General features: G+C 63.8%; 18 protein-coding genes. 7 read left to right on the top strand and 11 right to left on the bottom strand.

Annotation, left to right across the window (positions count from 1 at the left end):
* Nucleotides 1-12 precede the first annotated feature (12 nt).
* From HMPREF2886_RS09615 to HMPREF2886_RS09605, 3 genes are read right to left on the bottom strand one after another with little or no spacing between them, the layout of a single operon-like run.
* A complete protein-coding gene (locus tag HMPREF2886_RS09615) occupies nt 13-381 on the bottom strand; it encodes a TIGR03745 family integrating conjugative element membrane protein (protein WP_019484549.1) in 369 nt (122 codons plus the stop codon).
* Between the two features lie 22 nt (nt 382-403).
* Nucleotides 404-643 (bottom strand): TIGR03758 family integrating conjugative element protein, encoded by a 240-nt coding sequence (locus HMPREF2886_RS09610; RefSeq protein WP_010792128.1) that lies wholly within the window; start codon nt 641-643, stop codon nt 404-406.
* Nucleotides 640-1,005 carry an integrative conjugative element protein, RAQPRD family gene (locus tag HMPREF2886_RS09605; RefSeq protein ID WP_019484548.1) on the bottom strand — a complete coding sequence of 122 codons (366 nt, stop codon included), beginning with the start codon at nt 1,003-1,005 and terminating at the stop codon, nt 640-642. Before HMPREF2886_RS09605 ends, HMPREF2886_RS09610 begins: the two co-directional genes overlap by 4 nt.
* Before the next feature lie 224 nt (nt 1,006-1,229).
* On the opposite strand from HMPREF2886_RS09605, the gene HMPREF2886_RS09600 reads away from it, so the two are divergent.
* Both HMPREF2886_RS09600 and HMPREF2886_RS09595 read left to right on the top strand, forming a co-directional pair.
* Nucleotides 1,230-1,430, top strand: a complete 201-nt coding sequence (locus HMPREF2886_RS09600) for a methylation-associated defense system helix-turn-helix domain-containing protein MAD1 (RefSeq protein ID WP_009397209.1) — start codon at nt 1,230-1,232, stop codon at nt 1,428-1,430.
* Between the two features lie 61 nt (nt 1,431-1,491).
* Nucleotides 1,492-3,111: a DNA cytosine methyltransferase gene (locus HMPREF2886_RS09595; RefSeq protein ID WP_019484547.1), complete on the top strand. Its 1,620-nt coding sequence runs from the start codon at nt 1,492-1,494 to the stop codon at nt 3,109-3,111.
* On the opposite strand, the gene HMPREF2886_RS09590 is transcribed toward HMPREF2886_RS09595, so the two are convergent.
* Complete coding sequence (locus HMPREF2886_RS09590; RefSeq protein WP_009397211.1) at nt 3,108-3,566, bottom strand: very short patch repair endonuclease; 459 nt, start codon at nt 3,564-3,566, stop codon at nt 3,108-3,110. The genes HMPREF2886_RS09595 and HMPREF2886_RS09590 overlap by 4 nt on opposite strands.
* Before the next feature lie 135 nt (nt 3,567-3,701).
* Between HMPREF2886_RS09590 and HMPREF2886_RS09585 the strand changes: the two genes are divergently transcribed.
* The 5 genes from HMPREF2886_RS09585 to HMPREF2886_RS09565 all read left to right on the top strand — a co-directional run bounded on the left by HMPREF2886_RS09585 (nt 3,702) and on the right by HMPREF2886_RS09565 (nt 13,604).
* Nucleotides 3,702-5,180, top strand: coding sequence for an ATP-binding protein (locus HMPREF2886_RS09585; protein WP_019484546.1), 1,479 nt, complete (start codon nt 3,702-3,704; stop codon nt 5,178-5,180).
* A complete protein-coding gene (locus tag HMPREF2886_RS09580) occupies nt 5,177-7,837 on the top strand; it encodes a Z1 domain-containing protein (RefSeq protein ID WP_070747204.1) in 2,661 nt (886 codons plus the stop codon). Before HMPREF2886_RS09585 ends, HMPREF2886_RS09580 begins: the two co-directional genes overlap by 4 nt.
* Nucleotides 7,830-8,795 carry a PD-(D/E)XK motif protein gene (locus HMPREF2886_RS09575; RefSeq protein ID WP_019484544.1) on the top strand — a complete coding sequence of 322 codons (966 nt, stop codon included), beginning with the start codon at nt 7,830-7,832 and terminating at the stop codon, nt 8,793-8,795. Before HMPREF2886_RS09580 ends, HMPREF2886_RS09575 begins: the two co-directional genes overlap by 8 nt.
* Complete coding sequence (locus HMPREF2886_RS09570; protein ID WP_019484543.1) at nt 8,795-10,867, top strand: AIPR family protein; 2,073 nt, start codon at nt 8,795-8,797, stop codon at nt 10,865-10,867. The genes HMPREF2886_RS09575 and HMPREF2886_RS09570 overlap by 1 nt, the downstream gene beginning before the upstream one ends.
* Nucleotides 10,868-10,976: 109 nt before the next feature.
* Nucleotides 10,977-13,604, top strand: coding sequence for an AAA family ATPase (locus HMPREF2886_RS09565; protein ID WP_019484542.1), 2,628 nt, complete (start codon nt 10,977-10,979; stop codon nt 13,602-13,604).
* A 45-nt stretch (nt 13,605-13,649) separates the two neighbouring features.
* On the opposite strand, the gene HMPREF2886_RS09560 is transcribed toward HMPREF2886_RS09565, so the two are convergent.
* Genes HMPREF2886_RS09560 through HMPREF2886_RS09530 form a run of 7 tightly spaced genes read right to left on the bottom strand, consistent with a single transcriptional unit; the run spans nt 13,650 to nt 19,635 of the window.
* A complete protein-coding gene (locus tag HMPREF2886_RS09560; RefSeq protein WP_023083169.1) occupies nt 13,650-14,399 on the bottom strand; it encodes a TIGR03747 family integrating conjugative element membrane protein in 750 nt (249 codons plus the stop codon).
* A complete protein-coding gene (traD, locus tag HMPREF2886_RS09555) occupies nt 14,396-16,552 on the bottom strand; it encodes a type IV conjugative transfer system coupling protein TraD (protein ID WP_023083170.1) in 2,157 nt (718 codons plus the stop codon). The genes HMPREF2886_RS09560 and traD overlap by 4 nt, the downstream gene beginning before the upstream one ends.
* Nucleotides 16,553-16,560: 8 nt before the next feature.
* On the bottom strand, nt 16,561-17,094 hold the full coding sequence (locus HMPREF2886_RS09550; RefSeq protein WP_023083171.1) for an integrating conjugative element protein: 534 nt from the start codon (nt 17,092-17,094) through the stop codon (nt 16,561-16,563).
* Entirely contained in the window at nt 17,091-17,708 is a 618-nt protein-coding gene (locus HMPREF2886_RS09545) for a lysozyme family protein (protein WP_023083172.1), read from the bottom strand. The genes HMPREF2886_RS09550 and HMPREF2886_RS09545 overlap by 4 nt, the downstream gene beginning before the upstream one ends.
* Nucleotides 17,693-18,412 (bottom strand): TIGR03759 family integrating conjugative element protein, encoded by a 720-nt coding sequence (locus tag HMPREF2886_RS09540; protein ID WP_019485290.1) that lies wholly within the window; start codon nt 18,410-18,412, stop codon nt 17,693-17,695. Before HMPREF2886_RS09540 ends, HMPREF2886_RS09545 begins: the two co-directional genes overlap by 16 nt.
* 9 nt (nt 18,413-18,421) lie before the next feature.
* Nucleotides 18,422-19,069 carry a hypothetical protein gene (locus tag HMPREF2886_RS09535; RefSeq protein ID WP_019484603.1) on the bottom strand — a complete coding sequence of 216 codons (648 nt, stop codon included), beginning with the start codon at nt 19,067-19,069 and terminating at the stop codon, nt 18,422-18,424.
* Nucleotides 19,066-19,635: a PFGI-1 class ICE element type IV pilus protein PilL2 gene (locus HMPREF2886_RS09530; RefSeq protein ID WP_019484602.1), complete on the bottom strand. Its 570-nt coding sequence runs from the start codon at nt 19,633-19,635 to the stop codon at nt 19,066-19,068. Before HMPREF2886_RS09530 ends, HMPREF2886_RS09535 begins: the two co-directional genes overlap by 4 nt.
* Nucleotides 19,636-19,642: the final 7 nt, after the last annotated feature.

Here is a 19,642-nt window from a genome sequence, read left to right as displayed (position 1 = left end):
CGCTTGCCGCCCTCACAGCACGCCGGTGGCCTTGGTGAGCAGCCAGATGCCGACCACCAGCAGGATCGCGCCCACGGCGACCGTCAGGCCGAACTGGCCCCAGGTGGCGCGGCCGGTGTGGATCTCCGAGTAGCGCGTGTAGGCGTGATAGCAGACACCGACGAACATCGATGCGACCACCAGCAGCGCGATCAGCAGCACGATGTCGTAGCCGTAGTTCTGCAAGGTCTGCAGGATGCCGCTGCCCTGGCCGCGCGAAGGGTCCTCCATGGTCGGCAGGCCCTGCGCGAAGGCCGACAGCGGCAGGCCTGCGAGCGCCAGCGGCAGCAGCGGTGCGGCGATGCGGGACGAAATGCGATGGGGTGTCGGTGGCATGTTCATGGCGTATGGCCTTTCGTGACGGTCAGGAGAGGAGGAAGAAGGTCAGCACCAGGTACATCGCCACGAAGCGCACGACGACGGCGAGGAACTGACGTTCAGTGATGCGGTGCTCGGCCCAGCCGACGTAGGCGGTGCGCATGGCCCACACGCCCCACAGCAGCAACACGGCGAACACGAAGCCCAGCACCACGGCAGAGACGGCCGAAGGCGCAAAGCCGCCGTTGGCCTGGAAGGCGGCGACCTGATCGGCAGAGGGCGTCATGGCGACGGCTCCTCGTCGTCGGCGCGGTCGCGGTGGACGTAATCGCCGGCCAGCGGGACGGGATCGCGCGGCTGGGCGCGCTGGGGCACGAGGTAGTCCTGCAAGCCGGCGCGAACGCGCTTCAGGTCGGCGCGCAGTCGGGCGTAGTCGAAGTGGTAGCGGGCGCGTTCCTGCGGAGCGGTATTGGCGGCGTGCTCGGCGAGGCGGTCGATCAGGTCGAGTTGGCGGGCGAGCGCGGTGAGCTGCTCACGCTCCATGGCGACGCCGTCGGCGGCGACGGCAGGCTGCAGGGCCGAGAACGACACGGCCAACAGCACGGCCAGCGAAGGCCATGCGGATGCGCGGCGTTTGGTCTGTCCCATCGTGCCATTCCCCGTTGAAGCGGATGGCCAGATGCTGTGGCGCGCTCTCGCTTTGCGCCGCAGGGAATGGGAACTCCGGCATGACCGGATTCCCGGGGCGAGCTGGCGATCAACCGTGCAATGCTCCCGGGATTGCGGAGTTGGCCAGCGCCTACCGCAGCTTGGTAGAATTGGCTAAACTTGGCAATCGTAATCTACGAAAGGCCAGATCGGATGGTTTCCGGATGACTGAAGTCGAGAGCGAGATCCTCACGCTTGAGGAGGTCGCGGCCTACCTCAAAGCCGGGAAACGGACGGTCTATCGCCTTGCCCAGAAAGGCGAGATTCCGGCGTTCAAGCTTGGAGGTACCTGGCGCTTCCGCCGCTCGGAGCTGGATCGGTGGATCGCCGAAAGCATCAGCAAGAAGAAGCCGGAGGCAGAGTGAGCGTGCACCAAATCGGCAACCGAATCACGTTCGGGAAAGAACCAAGGGGAGGATTGCTGGCGTGCCAGTTCCCATAATTGATCTTTTTGCTGGCCCAGGAGGGCTCGGGGAAGGATTTGCTTCCCTGCAGGGCCACAAGCGGCAGCCATTCTTCGAGATCGCCCTTTCCATTGAAAAGGATGCTGTCGCACATCGCACGCTGACGCTCAGGGCAGTGTTCAGGCGTTTGCGTGGCACCAAGGACGTCAAGCACTACTACAGCTACATACGGGGCGAGATCGATGAGGCCGCTTTCCGCAGGATCCCTGCCGTGGCCAGCGCCTTCGAGCATGCTGCCGCCGAGGCGAGGTGCCTGGAGCTTGGCAAGTCCGACGAAGCCAGTATCGACAGGGAAATTCGTGCTGCACTGAAGGGGCAGGAAACCTGGGTGCTGATCGGCGGCCCGCCCTGCCAGGCGTATTCGCTGGCGGGGCGCTCCAGACGCGCCAACGACAAGGACTTTCACAAGGATGAAAAGCACTTCCTCTACAGGGAGTACCTGAGAATCATCCAGGTGCACAAGCCCACCATCTTCGTGATGGAGAATGTCAAGGGTCTGCTTTCCTCAAAGCACTCCGGCGACCCGATGTTCGAGAAGATCATTGCGGATCTTTCGATGCCGACCGAGGGGCTCGAATATGAGATCCGATCCTTCACCAAGAAGGGCGACGGCAGTTCGCTGGAACCCACCGACTACCTTATCCATTCTGAGCGCCATGGGATCCCGCAAAGCAGGCATCGCGTGATTCTGCTCGGAGTGAGAAAGGGGCTGGACATGCCTCAACACCAGTTGCTGGCACCAGTAGCAAGGCCTGTCACGGTCAAACAGGCCATTGACGATCTTCCCCGAATCCGCAGCAAGCTGTCGCGTGGCGATTCAGTGGAGGCATGGCGCAAGGCTGTTCAGGCTGCCCCCTCTTACGTCAAGGGATGGAGGACAGAAAACGAGTCCGTCATGATCGGGACAATGCGTGCCTTTGCCGCTGCGGCAACCAGCACCACGACCGGTGGCGCCTTCATTTCACGAGGCTATAGAAGGCCGAAGAAGCCGACCGAGCTTCAGCAATGGCTTCACGACCGAAGCCTGGGTGGTGTCTGTCAGCATGAAGCGCGCGCGCACATGGCATCCGATCTTGCTCGCTATCTTTTCTCGGCCAGCTTCGCTCATTTATGGGGATATTGCCCACGGCTGGATGTGTTCCCTCCCAAGCTGCTTCCCGATCACATCAATGTGCATGTCGATCGGGAATCCGAAGCGATCCCGTTCAAGGATCGGTTCCGCGTGCAGTGCAGGAACGAACCGTCCACCACGGTGGTGGCTCACATTGCCAAGGACGGGCACTACTACATCCACTACGACCCCTCCCAATGCAGAAGTCTCACGGTCAGGGAAGCAGCACGGCTCCAGACGTTTCCCGACAACTACGTCTTCGCGGGCAACCGCACGGAGCAGTACACCCAGGTCGGCAATGCGGTGCCTCCGTTGCTTGCCCACAAACTGGCCAAGATCGTTCGTAGTCTTCTGAACGAGATGAGCAGGAGGAGGCGGAGGCAGGCTGGTGATGCCGTACAGAAGAGGCCGGCGGGAAGCGTGCCGCGAAACCTGCCAGAACAGCTTCCGGTGCTTGCCGAAGCGGGCTAGTCAATGCTCTGACCAATCACCAGGACATCTTCATCGCCATGCAGCCACTCCTCAACCGCTTGCGCAGTCTCCTCGACCGAGTGCTTCAAGGCGCACTCCCAGACGACCGCCACGCGCCAGCCGAGAGCATGGAGCATCTCCGCATGGCGCCTGTCGCGAGCGACATTTCCCTGGAATTTCTGCCGCCAGAAATCTTCATTGGTCCTGGGAGTGGTTGTGTAGCGGCAGCCTTCATGTCGGTGCCAGAAGCAGCCATGGACGAACACCACTGCTCTGCGCTTCGGGAACACAAGGTCGGGGGAGCCGGGCAGCCCCCGCACATGAAGTCGATATCGAAAACCCCTGGCGAAAAGGAGGGAGCGAAGTATCCGTTCCGGCCGGGTGTTCTTTCCGCGAATGCTCGACATCATGCGGCTGCGCTGCGGAGTGGTAGGAACGCGCATGGTCTTGAGCATCTTCCGCCTGAATGTCTGCAGAAATGGCAGCTCCGCGCTTCCGCTTGGCAATGCGAACGGATGAAGACGACACCCGAAGCAGCAATTCGGAGCTTACCATGCACGTGACTCACGAGAAGACGCAAGAGGAAGCCGATGGCTCGTGATCGCAGTCATCCGCCGAGCGCGGCCTGCCTTTCCGAATCGATGCGGGACCTTGGGTACTCGCTCGAAACTGCGATTGCCGATCTGATCGACAACAGCATTTCCGCTGGCGCGGACACCATCGACATCATTTGCGATGTGTCCGGTGAGCATCCTGTGATGGTCATCCTCGACAACGGCAGGGGGATGACGGAAGACGAGCTGCTCGATGCGATGCGTCATGGGACCGGCAACCCCAGGCAGCATCGGTCGCCGAAGGATCTTGGGCGCTTCGGCCTTGGCCTGAAGACAGCCTCGTTTTCCCAATGTCGCTCGCTGACCGTTGTGAGCACGCGCGATGGAACTGTCTGCGGAGCCGAATGGAATCTGGATCGCATCGATGCTGCCGACGACTGGATTCTTTCCATCCTGGACGATGCGGACATCCATGGGTTGCCTTATGTCGAACGGCTCGGCGCCCGGGGCACGGCCGTTATCTGGCGAGAGCTCGACCGATTGATGGAGGACGAGGCCGGGGATCGTCGAGACGAGATCGTCAATGAGAAGCTTGAGGCGGTGGGCAGACATCTGTCACTTGTCTTCCACCGGTTTCTCTCGGGTGAGATCAAGGGACATGCCAGGATTTCTCTCACCGTCAATGGTCGTCCGATTACGGCATTCGACCCCTTCTGCAGGAAGAATCCTGCCACCCAGGTGCTTCCGGAGGAGATCGTCCGCATCGGCGAGGCCGAGGTGCGCCTGCAGCCTTACGTGCTTCCACACCACAGTCGTCTGTCCGCGTCCGAGTACGACTACTACCAGGATCGCAGTGACTTCATCTCCAATCAGGGGGGCTACGTCTATCGAAACGGCCGCCTGATGGCCTGGGGCGACTGGTTCAGACTCGTGCCGAAGGGTGAGGCCACCAAGTTGGCGCGGGTACAGATCGACTTTCCCAACAGTCTGGACGAAGCCTGGACCATCGACATCAAGAAATCGCGTGCCCGCCCGCCGCATGCGGTGCGGGAGCGCCTGCGTCAGATCATCAACAGGATCACTGCCCGCAGCGTGACGGTGCATCGGGGACGCGGGCAGAGGCTTTTTCAGGAAAGCCAGGCCCCGTTCTGGGAGCGCTACGCCGATCACGGCGGCATCCGTTTCGCAATCAACGAGCAGCACCCGCTCATCGCATCCCTGGGCACAAGACTCTCGCCCGAGAATGCGGATCTGCTTCGTGTCCTGCTGGATTCGATTGCCGCCTCCCTGCCGGTGGAGATGATCTATTCCGATTACTCGACCCATCCGCGCGAGTTCAACCAGAGGGCGGTGGATGAAAGTCAGACTTTGGAGCGCCTGAAGAGTCTCAGGAAGGTGCTCTACGGCGACGGGCCGGGCGATCCGAATGCCTTTCTCCAGATCGTGCGCTCGACGCACCTTTTCGATGGCCAGATCGAACTGGCCGAAAAATTCATCAGCGAGACCTTTGCATGAGCCTCACAGTCATCACGGAAGAACGGAACATCGCCAACGCGCTCATCTCGGGCCTTGCCAACATGGCCGAGACGCCGACGCGCGAGCAGGTGGAGGAGAAGGCGAGACAGATCGCCGCGATCTTCGGCTATACGGGTGATCTCCGCAATATCGTCACCGAGGCGATGATCTCGGTCGACACGCGCATGGGTGCCGGTGTTTCGCTGGTGGATGTCACTGCGAAGCATGATGATCAGTGGGTCCACAAGCGTGAGGATGTCGCCTGGACCTATGCGGAATCCTATGGAAACTTTCTTCTCAAGGAAGGTTGGCCACCGCAGATGGTCCAGTCGCTGAGCGATGTGACGACCCGCATTCTCGGCCACCTGCAGGACCCGTTGAGCGAGGGCACAACTTTGAACCGTCGCGGACTTGTCATCGGTCATGTGCAGTCGGGCAAGACGGCCAACTACACCGGCCTGATAGCACGCGCCGCCGACGCTGGCTACAAGTTCATCATCGTCGTCGCCGGCATTCACAACAATCTGCGCAAGCAGACGCAGCAGCGCATCGATGAGGCTTTCATCGGCCGATCCAGCGATCCCGAGGATCGTCGCAACATCGGTGTCGGCCTCGCGCCGGGCTATCCGCATCCGGCCACCCTCACCAACATCAACGAGGACTTCAACAAGAACACGGCGGAAAAGAGCGGCTGGAAGATCAACGACTTCAGCAAGCCGATCATTCTGGTCATCAAGAAGAACGTCACGACGCTCACGGCTCTTCACAAGTGGCTGAAGGAGCTGAACGCCGAGGGCGATGGCCGGATTTCCGACGTGCCGATGCTGCTGATTGACGACGAGGCCGACAACGCGTCGATCAACACGAACAAGGAGGATCTGGATCCGACCCGAACGAATGCGATGATCCGGCGCATCCTCGGGCTGTTCGCGAAATCGTGCTATGTCGGCTACACGGCGACACCGTTCGCCAACATCTTCATCAACCCCGACGCCTATGGCGATGATGTGCGTGAGGAGCTGTTCCCGCGCGACTTCATCTATTGCCTGGACGCGCCAACGACGTACTTCGGTGCCGAGAAGGTGTTCCTCGACGAGGCGACCAGTCAATCGATCGTGAGGCCGATCGACGATTGCGAGGATCTCATCCCGTACGCCCACAAGCGTGACGATCCCGTCCACGAGTTGCCCCCCAGCCTCTATCGCGCACTCGACGAATTCATCGTCGCCCGCGCCATCCGGAACCTGCGTGGGCAGACCAGCAAGCATTGCTCAATGATGGTCAATGTGTCGCGCTTCGTGCCCGTTCAGAAGGCCGTGCGTGACTTCCTGAGTCTCAGGGAGAAGAAGATCAGGGAAGCGGTTCTCGCCAACTACGCGATGCCGGAAGAGGTTTCCTCAAGAAACGCGTACATGCAGGGCCTGAAGCATGCCTTCGATGCCGAGTATGCCGATGCTGGGTTTACCTGGGCGGAAGTGAAGACTGCCCTCAGCGGCGTCTTCGAGCACCTCCACCTCTATGTCATCAACAGCAAGAGTGACGAGGTGCTCGACTACGCCCGCTACGCGAAGGAAGGAGTCGGGTTGACCGCGGTCGCGGTCGGTGGTCTGAGCCTCTCCCGAGGCTTGACCATCGAGGGGTTGACCGTCAGCTACATGTACCGCAATACGAAGATGTACGACACCCTCATGCAGATGGGCCGCTGGTTCGGCTACCGGCCGGGCTTCGAGGACCTCTGCCGCGTCCATCTCTCGCGCGACTCGATCAACTGGTACTCCCACATCGCCGATGCCGCCGAAGAGCTTGTACAGCAGGTCAAGCGCATGCGGCGCGATCGCCTCAGCCCGAAGGATTTTGGCCTGTACGTCCGCTCGCATCCGGACAGCCTGCTGATCACGGCGGCGAACAAGATGCGATCGGGCCAGGAGGTCACGGTCGAGCAGAGTTTCAGTGGACGACTGCGGGAGAGCTACATTGTCTCCACCGACCCTGACGTGAATGCCAGGAACCTTGCGCTGATCGGCGATCACTGGCGAAGTGGATTCGGCGGGCGACCGGAGGAGTCCACCGAAAAGGGCGTCATCTTCAGGGACGTGCCTGTCGAGGTGATCGACGACTTCCTCACCCGGTTCGAATGCCATTCGACCTTTGCCGGACAGAAGTCGGACGTGGTGAGCTATCTCGAACGGATTGCGACGAAGCGCCCGCTGGCCGATGTTCTGCTGATTTCCCCTTCGGGTGGCTCAGGCGGTGAAAACCCGTTCACCCTGAGGAATCAGGTGCGCGTCGTCGGGAAGGATCAGCCGAACGGCACTTCGTGGCGCCTGAACAAGGACAGGGTTGCCTCGCGTGGCGACGAGAAGCTCGGGCTCAGCGACGCACAACGCAATGAGGCCAGGACGCTGGCTGGCGGCGAAGATGGCTCAGGAGCGGTATCCGACACACATTACCGTATGGTCCGGAACAAGCCGCTCCTCATGATTCACAGCCTGGAGCCCAAGGGCGAGGCCGTGACGGGACCGATCGCCGCCTTCGGCGTCAGTTTTCCCTACGGGGACTATTCGACGACCATCAATGTCGTCGTGAACAAGGTCTGGCTCCAGCAGATGCAGGGTTACGCCGACGATCCTGACGAGGAGGATGACTACGATGCCTGAGTCCTCTCCGTGGGATGACATCGCCGTTCCGGGAGCGGACTTCAATGTCCGCCAGGTTGCGGTGGGAACGGCCGTGCCCTGTTTCTGGGGACGCGATGCCAGTGGCGCCTGCCTGTTCATCGTGGAGCTTCAGGGCGACCACGCAGCCCAGTACCGGAAGAACGCGGTCACGGTGAACGGCATCGATGTCGATCTTCGTGCCGGAGATCAGGGACAGCAGCACTTGGTCCTCGCCCTTGAAAGGCAGGTCGACCGCGATCTCTTCGAAGGACTGTGCCGCACCCTTGCATCCTCGCTGGAGCACGCCACCGACTCGGCGAGTTCTCTCGCGATCTCTCTGGCACACATCCGCCGTTGGAAGACCTTCCTGTCAGGCCGGAGTCAGCACCTGTCCATCGAGGAAGTCCGCGGTCTCTTCGCCGAAATCGTCTTTCTGACGGAACTGATCGATCGGCAGATGTCGAGCAGTGACGCCGTCGAGGCCTGGCTCGGTCCGGAACGATCACATCAGGATTTCATCTTTGGCAACACAGCCGTCGAGGTCAAATCGCTCTCTGGCGCAGAGCGGAGCAGCGTCCGCATTTCATCGGAAGACCAGCTCGAATCCCTGAACGATGCGCTGTTCCTGCGCGTGTACCGGCTGAGCAGTCTGGCCGACGCGGCAGGAGCTCGATCGCTCAACGAGATCGTCACTGCAGTCCAGGCACGGCTCGGCGAGGCGGACGCCGTCGAGGCCTTTGACCGGAAGCTGGTTGCGCACGGCTACGCGCCGCTCCCTGACTACGATGAGCCTCGCTTTGTCGTCAGCGACGTGCGCAGCTATCGTGTTGGTGACGGATTTCCGCGTCTGATGCGGTCGCAACTGCCGCCAGGGATTGCCAACGTGGCCTACGACATCAGGCTGGAAACGATTGCTCCGTACAAGTGTGACGAAGCATCCATCTTCGGGGAGGATTGATGGAGCAGACCGACGAAGAGTTCTTCCACGACTTCCGACAGGAACTTTTGGCGGGCGCCGAGGCCAATGGCAGCTTCCAGCTCTCCGAATTCATGGAGGCCATCGCGAACGACCTTGTCGAGACAGGCTTCACGGAAGGGTTCGAACTCTGCCATTTCCGGGCGCAGCGTGGTATGCGCGTGGACGGCTACTGGTTCAATGACGAAGGAGTTCTGGACCTCTTCATCGCGGACTTCGACTCCCGAAACGAGCTAGCATCGCTCACCAGAACGGAAGTGGCCGCGGCATTCAAGCGTGTTGCCAACTTCTTCGAGGCCAGCGCCAACAAGGGCCTGGCCGGCGAACTGGAGGTCACATCGCCGGAGTACGGCCTTGCCAGGCAGATTGCGGATCGCAAGGACGCCATTCGGCAGGTCAACCTGGTTCTCTTCTCCGAGCGCACGCTCAGCGAGAAAATCCAGGCCCTTCCCGATACGGAAGTGGCAGGTGTTCCGGTTGCTCACCACATCTGGGACATCTCACGACTTCATCGTCAGCGAAGCTCCCGCAGCCACAAGGAGCCACTCGACCTCGACTTCGAGCAGATGTTCGGCAAGGGCATCGCCTGCCTTCCCGCACACCTGGGGACCGATGCCTATCAATCCTATCTCATGGTCATGCCTGCCGAGGTGCTGGCGACCCTGTACGAAAGATTCGGAGCGCGGTTGCTTGAGCAGAACGTCCGTACGTTCCTGCAGGCGCGCGGCAATGTGAACCAGGGAATAAGGGCGACGATCCTGAACGAACCTGGGATGTTCTTTGCCTACAACAACGGGATTACGGCTACTGCACAGAGTGTCGAGACAGGGATGACGGATTCCGGTCTGGCGATCACCAGGGTTGTCGATCTCCAGATCGTCAATGGTGGCCAGACCACGGCATCGCTGTTCCACACACGGAAGCGGGACAAGGCCGATCTTTCCCAGATATTCGTCCAGTTGAAGCTGTCTGTCATCGACAGCCGACAGAGCGAAACGGTCGTTCCAAGGATATCGGAGTATGCGAACACCCAGAATCGGGTGAATGCCGCCGACTTCTTCTCGAACCACCCGTTCCATGTGCGGATGGAAGGGTTTTCCCGACGGATTTGGGCGCCGGCGCAGAAGGGCGCCCCGCGCGAGACGAGGTGGTTCTATGAGCGCGCACGCGGCCAGTATGCCGATGCGCAGTCGAAGCTCACGCCTGCGGAACAGCGTCGCTTCAAGGCGGAGCATCCCAAGCCACAGATGTTCACGAAGACGGATCTTGCGAAGTTCGAGAATGTCTGGGATGACCACCCCAGGTGGGTGAATCTTGGCTCCCAGAAGAACTTTGCGCGCTACGCCGCCCGAATCGGCAGCGAGTGGGAGAAATCATCCGACGCGTTCAACGAGTTCTATTTCAAGAGGGCTGTCGCACGTGGCCTGATCTTCCGCGCCACGGAGCGCATCGTTTCTGCGCAGCCTTGGTACAACGGCGGGTACCGAGCAAACATCGTGGCCTACACGCTGGCGGTACTCGGTGACATCACGAAGCGCAGGAAGGAGAGCATCGACTTTCTGGGCATCTGGAATGCACAGAAGGTCGATCCGGTGCTCGAAAGTGCCATCGCTGTCGTGTCGGGGGTCGTGAACGACGACATCATCAGACCACCGCAAGGCATTTCCAACATTTCCGAGTGGTGCAAGAAGGAGGCGTGCTGGACGAGGATACAGGCTCGTACCGACGCCATTGCCAATCTCCTCCCGCCCGAGTTCTACGATCGACTTGTTCCGCAGGATGATCAGGCAGCGATCGTGAAGACTGCGAAGCAGACGCAGAGGATCGACAACGGCATCGAGGCGCAGCGAAAAGTGCTGGCTGTTCCCGCTGCGGAATGGGCTCGCATCCATCAGTCGCTGCTTGAGAAGGATCTGCTCACGCCGAAGGAAGACGGCGTGCTTAGGGTCGCCATGCAGATTCCCTCCAAGCTCCCGACAGAAAAGCAGAGTGTGGTGTTGCTGGATATTCTCGACAAGGGGCGTCTCGAAGGCGTGGTTGTGAGCGAACCCTGAGCGCCCAAGATTGGCGGTCACAAGTTCTTGAAGCGCCCCGCCGAGAAGTTCGATTCGGACACCGAGCGGCGCTTTGCCATCATCCTGGAGCGCGACGGAGGAACAAGAAATGCAGAAACCCGCCGCACAGCAAAAGACCGTCCTGGAAACGATTCTGGACTGGTCAAAGGATCGTCCACTCTGGCAGCGTGACGCCCTGCGCCGCATCATCGCAAACGGCCGTCTGACGGACGCCGATATCGGCGAACTCGTGGACCTTTGCAAACAGGGCAAAGGTGCCCCCGTAGGCGCGCTGAAAGCGGTACCGCTGGAGAAGGCCCACCTTCCGGCCAACCCCGGTCAGACCGCCGCGGTATCGCTTCTGTCGATCGCCGACGTGACCGGCGTGAACAACCTTGCCGCCGGTCAGACCCTCGGCTTCGAGCCGAATGGAATAACGATCATCTACGGCGACAACGGTGCGGGCAAGTCCGGCTACGCACGCATCCTGAAGCGCGCATGTCGTGCAAGGCATGCCGGAAAAATCGAACCCAATGTGTATGCCGATCAGCCCCCGAAGCGCGTCGGCGCGAACATCGCGTACGGGGTCGGCGGTGTGCCGCAGCCGGTCGAGCAGTGGCAGAACGGCGCAAATCCGCATGCAACGCTGTCTGCAGTGAGCGTGTTCGATAGCGACTGCGCCTCCGTGCATATCCGCGAGAAGAACGAAGTTGCATTCCGGCCCTTTGGTCTGGACGTACCGGATGAGCTTGCTGCAGCCTGTCAGGCGGTGAAGGATGCCCTCGCAGCTGAACAGAAGCAGCTTGAGAAGGCCCGCAATCCGATCTTTGCGGCGCCGACCTGGAAGGCCACCACGGCCGTGGGGAAGACGCTTGCCGCGCTGAACGCCAATACTGACGCAAAGAAGATCGAAACCCTGGCGGCGCTCTCGGCAGACGAAAGCGCCCGTCTTGAGCGTCTGCGGGCAGACCTGTCGAAGAATCCGACCAAGGCAGCGGCGGAACAGACCGTCAAAGCCGACAACGTCATGCGGCTGATTACCGCGGTGAACAGCGTTGTAGCCAGAACCACCGATGAGGAACTGCTGGCAGCCGCTGCCCTCGCCAGGGACGCACGGTCGAAACGGGACGCCGCACGTCTTGCCGCGGAGAAGGCCTTCACGGGGGAACCCCTTGCCGGCGTCGGCGGCGAGACATGGCGGGCGCTTTGGGATTCCGCCCGACGCTACTCGACGGAGATCGCATACCCCGGACAGCCGTTTCCGCCGTCGGCCGAAGACGCGCATTGCATGCTTTGCCAGCAGCCATTGGAAGCTGAGGCACGTGCACGGATGGCACGCTTCGAGGACTTCATCCAGAAGGATACGGAACAGTTGGCACGCGAGGCAGAGAAGGCAGCTCAGACCGCACGGCAGACCATAGCTGTCGGGGCAATCGGCACGCGGGCGGTGAAGGCCAGTCTTGACGAGCTGGGCCTCCAGAATGAAGCGCTGCAGCAGCAGACGCGCCGCTTCATCGCCGCAGCCCGGCTGCGGCGCCACGTTCTGCTCAAAGCCCTGGGCGGAAACGGCGAGCTACAGCTTCCGCCCGTTCCACCGTCGCCGCTGCCTGATCTCGGCCAGCTTCAGACCACGATCCGCAACTACGCCGCCGAGCTGCGCAAGTCCGCTGACGCGGATGAACGCAAGAAGCTCGAAGCCGATTTCGCCGAGCTGAGCGACCGGGCGCTGCTCGCCGGCATGCTGCCGGTCGTCACTGACGAAATCCAGCGGCTGAAGACAATCCAGTTTCTGACCGAGTGTGCGGGCGACACGGCGACGAACACCATCACCAAGATGGGCAACGACATTGCCGACACCGTGATTACGCCTCGGCTGCGCGACAGATTTCAGGAAGAGATTGTCAGGCTTGCGGCCTCCAAGGTTCGCGTCGAAATCGTGCGCTCCGGCGGCAAGTACGGCTCACCGCAATATCAGGTACGCCTCTTCGCCAAGCCGGATGCCAAGGTCCACGAAATCCTGAGCGAAGGGGAAAAGACCTGCGTGGCGCTGGCCGCCTTCATGACCGAGCTTGCCACCGCGATGCACCGCTCTGCTCTGGTCTTCGATGACCCGGTGTCCTCGTTGGACCATCGCTGGCGTGGGCGGGTGGCCAAGCGTCTCGTGGAAGAAGCGGAGAACCGTCAGGTCATCGTCTTCACGCATGATCTGGTGTTCGTGAACGATCTGAATGACCACGCGACGAAGACCGGGCGTGCAGTGCGGCTTACGACGCTCAGTCGTGGCGCCGCGGGAGCCGGTATGGTGGCCGACGGCCTGCCCTGGAAGGCCCAGAGCGTCGAAGATCGCATCGACAAGTTGGAGAAGGCAGCGCGTGCGGCAAAGCTGCTGCATGACAACAACCAGGAAGACGAGTACGCGGTCGAGGTGGCAAAGCTCTACAACGCGCTGCGCGCCACATGGGAGCGCGGCCTGGAGGACATCGCTTTCGTCCGCGTTATTCAACGCCACAGGGACTACATCAACGCCAAGGACCTGAAGAAGGTCAGTGCGCTCACCGAGGCTGACTGCGATGCTTTCGCCGCCGGATTCAAGAAGTGCTGCGACATTGTTGACGCACACGATCCATCCAGCGGCAGGAATGCCGCGCCGCCACCACCTGCTGATCTCTTTCAGGACATTCAGGCTTTGAAGGACTGGGCCGCGTCTCTGCGAGACAGGCAAAAGAAGATTGCTTGAAACGTATTTGCCATGGCTTCGTTCATCTGACCTGGCGCAGGGCAGCTACAGATACTTCTTGAACGTCGCCGCCGCAATGCACACCGCCACGCCGAGCAACGCGGCGCTGGGCAGCAGGATCAGCAGCGGGTTCACGCTGACCGGCAGTGCCAGGTAAGTCACCCACGGCAGCACGGCCAGCGGGATCAGGCTGGCCCTGGCGCGGTGATAGATGAACCCCGACTCGCGTCCCGCGCCGAAGCGGCGGATGTCCCGGCGCACCAGCCCGTCCACGAGTCCGACGAAGGCGGCCATCAGGAACAGCGGCAGGGTCAGGCAAAGCACCAGCAGCCGCACGAGGAAGACCAGCGTCGTGTAGGCCGCCGCGATCAGGTAGCTCTCCACGTTCACGTAGACCAAGCCAAGGTAGTAGTGGAAATCCCTGGTCGGGCGATGGCTGCCGGCGCTGGCCTGCGCCGAGGCGTCGCGTATCCAGTCCAGCAGACCGCTTTTCACGAACAGCCAGTCGTAGCCCTGCTCGACCAGCCGGTGCGCGGTGCGCCCCGGCTCCTGCACCAGCGCGCTGCGGGTGAAATGCGTGGAGAGCTGATCCAGCTCGTAGTGCAGCATGCCCTGCGCGTGGCGCCAGCCCTGCTCGGGCCAGAAGAAGTGCATGCCGACGCATTCGATCAGGATGCACAGCAGCAGCGCGCCGCACAGCACGCCGAAGAAGCGGAACGGCAGCGTGACCAGGCTGGCGATCAGGCCCTGCTGTCGTTGCTGCTGGCGCTGTGCCGCGACGGCCGGATCGCTCATGCTTCGGCCTCTTCAGCCGCGGCCATCTGCTTGAAGTCGTCCAGCAGGTCGTCGGGCAGCGCCTTGTCCTGCAGGCCGGGGATGCCTTGGTTCTCCCACCAGTCTCCTGCCTCGACGTAGTGCTGTCGCATGTAGCCGGCCAGCTCCTGCAGATCCTTCGGCATGGCTTCGTCGGGGTCGGGTGCCGGCAGCGGCATGCGGACTTTCCAGAGGTTGCCGCCCTCGGTCAGCGCGAAGCACTGCCCCTTGGGCAGCGCCACCACATGCGCCGGCTCGATCAACGGCACGCTGTTGCTGCTGATGCGGTCCTGGGTGTTGGACGTGAACGCGGTATTGCCGTGCGGATCGGAGCTGTCGGTGGCGCCGCTCATCAGCGCCGTGGCGTACACCTCGACCTTGGGCAGTTGTCGCGTCAGCAGCTCGGCGGTGGCGGTCTCGCGCACGCGCAGCATGAACAGGTTGTTGAAGTTGCCGACCACCTGGCCGGCCTTGGCACGATTGCCGATGCGGGCCTCGATGTCGCTCAAGGTCTGCGTGTAGGCCGTCACCTGCACGCCGGCACCGCCGCCCTTGTTGACCATCGGAATGAACTCGTCGCCCATGAGTTCGTTGAATTCGTCGGCGTGGACGTTGATCGGAATCTTGGTGCCCGCCGCGGCGCCGGGTAGCCCGTCGTCGATGCCGAACTTGTAGATGTGGCCGGCGACCGAGACCAGATCGCTGAACATCGAGTTGCCCACCGCCGCCGCGACTTCGGCGTCGGACAGCGCATCCAGCCCCACGTAGACCACCGCGCGTTTGCGGATGACCTGCATCCAGTCGAAGATCGGTCGCGGGTCGGACAGGTCGGAATAGTTCGGTGCGAGCAGTTGCGCGATCTTGCCGGTGGTGAGCTTCTCCAGCAGCGGCAGCAGCGAAGCGACGATCTTGTCGAAGTAGGTCCGGTCGTAGCGCACGGCGCTGCGCAGGCCGTCGAGCACCGGGTCATAGATGCGCACTTGGGACAGGTACTGTTCGAGGGCCACCACGCGCTTCTCGCGCCCGATCATGTTGCGCGGGATGTTCTTCTCGTTCAGCTTCGCTTCGAGCTGGACGATGACCTCCCAGGCCTTCGGCTCGTTCTTGGCGAAGTAGTGCTGGGCGTACTCGATGAACAGCGCGTCGATGTTGATGACGTGGCGCTGGATCAGCAGGTAGTCCGGCCGCTGCCCCAGCTCGACCAGGGCGCGCGCGATGATGTTGACGAAGCGCCAGGCGAATTCGCGGAACGCGGCGCTGTTGCCTTCGCCCGAGAGCTGTCCGGCGATGCGCGTGGCCACCTCGGAGATCCGCCCGAACCGGCCGACGGCGTTGTAGCGCGCCGAGATGTCCGGCCAGCCCAGATGGAACACGTAGAACTCGCCTTCGCGCCCGGCGCGCTTGGCCTCGACGTACATGCGCTTCAACAGGTCCGCATCGCCCTTGGGGTCGAAGACGATCACTACCTCGTGCTCGCCGCGGACCTTGCGGCGGATGTCCTGGGTGATGAACAACTCGGCCAGCCGCGTCTTGCCCACGCGCGTGGTGCCCAGCACCAGGGTGTGGCCGACACGCTCGCCCAGCGGCAGGGTGACGTCGACCTCGTGCGGCTCGATGCCATGCAGGCGCGGCAGTCCGCCGACCGGCGGCAGCGGCCGCGCCGGGTTGAGCGGGCTGTCCCAGGCCAGCGCGCGCGCCAGCGTCGAGACGGGAAACGGCGCGAACTCAAGCCGCTCCTCCAGCCGCCGGGCGGCCCGGTAGGTCGCCGTCGGCTCGACATAGCGGCGGAACTCCGGCCGGTAGGTCTGCATCAGCCGGTGCGTGTGCCGCTGCTCCCAGCGAAAGCCCCGGCCGACGAACAGCCGTTGCTGACTCACCGGCACGTCGCGACTTGTCATCACGTAGCGCGGCAGGCGGCGGATGTTGCGGCGATAGCGCAGGATCGCCCAGGCATCGCGCAGGCGAATCGCGCCGAAGGTCAGGAAGGCCAGCGCCGAGCCCAGGCCGAGCAGCGGGTTCAGCGCGAGCGACCACGGTGCCACCAGGCACAGAATCGCGGCGCCGGTGCAGACCGCCACGGTATAAAGCTCCACCGCTGGCCGCAGCAAGACCTCGACCGCATGCGGTTGGGCCATTTGCGCACCTACTGCTCGACACCGGTGGCCGTGATGAGCACCGGGTAGTGGCGCAGGCCCAGGCGCTGGGCCAGGTCATCGCCGGAGGCCGGCGACAGGATCAGGCCGGGCGCCAGCCTGCGCAGCGCCGTCAGCGCAGCCATCGACTCCACGTTGACCACCAGGCCCACGGCCTGCAGCTCTCGCAGCGCCGCCTGCCGCTGCCGCAGCCAGGCGCGCGACCGCTCGTCGTCGCCGATCAGGAACAGCGCCGTCAGGCCCGGCGCCCGGATGACGCGGCGCTGCACCTCGCCCGGCGACAGTTGCGCCGAGCGCACCGGCAGCATGGCGGCTTCGGCGTCGGCTGCGTTACCCACGCGAGGGGCCGGCATCGGGGCCGGCGGTGTGGCCTGATCCGGCTGAGGATTCAGCGACCGGTAGTACGGCAGCGCGGAGTCGCCGCCGCGGTCTTCGACGACGATCAACGGCGCGGAGGCGGTCTGCGCGAAGACGGTGGTCGTGGGCAGCAGCCCGATGGCGGCGATAAGGACGATGTGGTTCATGGCGTGGTGGCCTGGAGGGTTGGAACGGGAACGCCGGCGTCGAGCACGCGGGTCAGGTGCCGATGCACACTGCGCCGGTAGCGCGCCGCGGGTGCTCCGCCGGCGGGCCGGTGATAGCGGCCGATGGCAAGCAGCCAGTCCTCGCCCGGCGTGTGCTGTTCGCGCAGGATTTCCGCAGCGATGGCGAGGTTGCGGTACGGGTCCAGCAGCTCGCAGGGCTGCGTGTAGCGATGCGTGTGGTAGCCGAGATTGACCTGGCCGAGGCCGGCGTCGATGCGATTGGCCGGCGTGTGGGCGAGCGCACGGTGCAGCCCCGCGCAGGCCTCGACGCGGGTGGCGTAGCGCTGTGGCGAGCCAGCGACGTTGAGCGTCCACGGCCAGGGGATCAGGCGCCCGCGCAGCATGGCGCCGCTCTCCTGCAAGGCCACCGCGTACAGCACGGCCGCCGGCACGTCTGCACGATGCGCCGCCAGTTGATAGGCCGGCGGCGGCACTTCCCGCGCCAGGGCGGCCAGCGCCCAGCCGCCGGTGGTGAGCAGCATGGCGCTGGCGCAGCGGATGGCGATGCGGGACGGCCGACGCTCCCGGCCCGGAGCACCTATTGCCGCTGCCATTGGCCGTTCACCTCGCGCACCACGGCTGGCAGCTCGCCGGGCAGGCCCAGCGACAGCCAGCGCCCGGCATCGTGGTTGAGCGTGATGGTGCGGGCGCGCACCCTGGCCGGGTCGATGCCCGCCTGGGTGGCCCACTGCCGGATGCGCGCGTCGTCCTGACGGCTGCCGACCATGTAGAGATCGAAGGCCGTGCCGGCCGCCTGCAACTGCTGCACGCGCTGCGCGCACGGTGCGCAGTCGGCCTTGACGAAGACCGCCAGGCGCCCGGAGCCGGTGTTGCCGGCACCCTGCGCCTTGGCGCCGGGCAGGCTCACGCGCGGCTGGCCGGGAAACAGGCGCTGCCACGCCGCGTCGTAGGCCCGCTGGTAGGCCAGCGTCTTGCCGACGCGCTGGGCCTCGGCCTGCACCTGCAACTCCGCGTAGCGCCTGCGCTCCTCGTCGCTGCGGGCCTCGATGCCGAGCGCCGTGAGCGGATCGAGCTGGGGCGAATAGACCCCGAGCGGCCCCTGCATCAGTTGCCGGTAACGCGCCCACTCCTCGGAGCGAAGCCCCCACTCCCGCGCCTGCCTCTCGTCGAGCGCGGCATCAGCGCCCGGCTGCACTTGAGCGGGCACCATGCGCGAGTTCGTCACCGGGGCCGGTTGGGCGGATGCGCCGAAAGTGGCGAACAGGACGACGGCAGCGAGCAACGGCCGCAGGTTCATGGCGACCTCCTACGGCACCGCAACGCGCTGCGTCTGGCCGTTCACCTGGAACACGCCCGCCTGCGCCTCGATGGACTGCAGTTGCCAGCCGCCCTCGGCGTCGCCCTCGCGCAGCAGCCGGGCGCCCGCGAGCGAGGCCGCGGCGGTGGAGGTGATCGACAGAAAGCGCTCGCCTCCCCGCAGCTCCACGCCGAGCACCCGGAACGGCGGCTCCGGCACCTTGGGCTTCGTCGCAACCGGAGTGCGCGGGCGAGCGGCGGATGCCACCTGCCGGGTTTTCTCCAGGCGGGTTTCGATTGCGTTCACGCGCGCCAGCAGCGTCTGCAGGTCGACGGCCAAGGCCCTCGCCTCATCGGCCTCTTCGAGGCGCGTCATCCGTTCGTCCAGCGCCTGCCGCGCGTTGGCGAATTCGGCCTGGCTGATCGGCACCGGCCGGCGCTTGTCCGCATTGGCCTGGTGTTCGAGATCGGCCACGCGCAGGCCCAGCGCCTTGACCTGCGCATCCTGTGCGGTGCTCTGGGTCTGTTCGGCGAGCCGCGACAAGCCGACGCTGTTGATGAGTGCCACGGCACTGATGAGCAGCAGCCAGAAGGCCGCGGCGATCTTGAACCAGCGCGTGCGGGAATTGCGCTCGGATGGCGCCTGGGGAAAGGTCATGGCTGCATCTCCTCGGGCCGGTCGGCGTCCGGCACGGGCGTGGCGGTGCCGGGCGGGTTGGCGGAAAGGAAGGTGGGAGCACCGTGCCGGCTGAAGCAGACCTGGCGGGTCAAGTCATCGACCGACAGCTCCCAGGCGGGGCCGGCAAGGGTCAGCAAGGCATCGCGCAGCATCAGCGGGCCCAGGCGCAGGTGCGCGGCAGGCAGCGGCAGCGCGTAGAGCGTAGCGGCCTCGGCCGCATCGCAGAGCCGGTAGCCCGAGCGCAGCAACACATGGCGCATGGCATCGCCCACGCTGGCATCGAGCATGGGCGGAATCGAGACCTCCACCGCCTGCTGCAAGAGATCACGCTGCGCAGGTTCCGGCACCAGCTCGACCAGGGTGTAGCGGCCGTAGCGGGCCACCGGAACGAAACCCGGCTCCGGCGCGACGGCGGTTGGCGATGCGGCCGGCACCGCTGGCGCAGACGGCGCAGCGGTCGTGGCGCAGCCGGCGGCCAACAGGCTGCCGGCCAGCAAGCCAGCGACGAGGGCCAGGCGGTGAACAGCGCGGATGGATGGTTGCATGGAGGGC

The organism is Pseudomonas sp. HMSC066A08 (assembly GCF_001813025.1).
Lineage (GTDB): Bacteria > Pseudomonadota > Gammaproteobacteria > Pseudomonadales > Pseudomonadaceae > Pseudomonas > Pseudomonas aeruginosa.
Note: the sequence above shows the minus strand (reverse complement) of the source record. Positions and strands in the feature narration are given on the sequence as shown.

Excerpts from the sequence above, each read along its gene's own strand:
- HMPREF2886_RS09615 (WP_019484549.1), bottom strand. The coding sequence starts at position 381 with ATGAACATGCCACCGACACCCCATCGCATTTCGTCCCGCATCGCCGCA.
- HMPREF2886_RS09610 (WP_010792128.1), bottom strand. The coding sequence starts at position 643 with ATGACGCCCTCTGCCGATCAGGTCGCCGCCTTCCAGGCCAACGGCGGC.
- HMPREF2886_RS09605 (WP_019484548.1), bottom strand. The coding sequence starts at position 1,005 with ATGGGACAGACCAAACGCCGCGCATCCGCATGGCCTTCGCTGGCCGTG.
- HMPREF2886_RS09600 (WP_009397209.1), top strand. The coding sequence starts at position 1,230 with ATGACTGAAGTCGAGAGCGAGATCCTCACGCTTGAGGAGGTCGCGGCC.
- HMPREF2886_RS09590 (WP_009397211.1), bottom strand. The coding sequence starts at position 3,566 with ATGCTCAAGACCATGCGCGTTCCTACCACTCCGCAGCGCAGCCGCATG.
- HMPREF2886_RS09585 (WP_019484546.1), top strand. The coding sequence starts at position 3,702 with ATGGCTCGTGATCGCAGTCATCCGCCGAGCGCGGCCTGCCTTTCCGAA.
- HMPREF2886_RS09580 (WP_070747204.1), top strand. The coding sequence starts at position 5,177 with ATGAGCCTCACAGTCATCACGGAAGAACGGAACATCGCCAACGCGCTC.
- HMPREF2886_RS09575 (WP_019484544.1), top strand. The coding sequence starts at position 7,830 with ATGCCTGAGTCCTCTCCGTGGGATGACATCGCCGTTCCGGGAGCGGAC.
- HMPREF2886_RS09570 (WP_019484543.1), top strand. The coding sequence starts at position 8,795 with ATGGAGCAGACCGACGAAGAGTTCTTCCACGACTTCCGACAGGAACTT.
- HMPREF2886_RS09565 (WP_019484542.1), top strand. The coding sequence starts at position 10,977 with ATGCAGAAACCCGCCGCACAGCAAAAGACCGTCCTGGAAACGATTCTG.
- HMPREF2886_RS09560 (WP_023083169.1), bottom strand. The coding sequence starts at position 14,399 with ATGAGCGATCCGGCCGTCGCGGCACAGCGCCAGCAGCAACGACAGCAG.
- traD (WP_023083170.1), bottom strand. The coding sequence starts at position 16,552 with ATGGCCCAACCGCATGCGGTCGAGGTCTTGCTGCGGCCAGCGGTGGAG.
- HMPREF2886_RS09550 (WP_023083171.1), bottom strand. The coding sequence starts at position 17,094 with ATGAACCACATCGTCCTTATCGCCGCCATCGGGCTGCTGCCCACGACC.
- HMPREF2886_RS09545 (WP_023083172.1), bottom strand. The coding sequence starts at position 17,708 with ATGGCAGCGGCAATAGGTGCTCCGGGCCGGGAGCGTCGGCCGTCCCGC.
- HMPREF2886_RS09540 (WP_019485290.1), bottom strand. The coding sequence starts at position 18,412 with ATGAACCTGCGGCCGTTGCTCGCTGCCGTCGTCCTGTTCGCCACTTTC.
- HMPREF2886_RS09535 (WP_019484603.1), bottom strand. The coding sequence starts at position 19,069 with ATGACCTTTCCCCAGGCGCCATCCGAGCGCAATTCCCGCACGCGCTGG.
- HMPREF2886_RS09530 (WP_019484602.1), bottom strand. The coding sequence starts at position 19,635 with ATGCAACCATCCATCCGCGCTGTTCACCGCCTGGCCCTCGTCGCTGGC.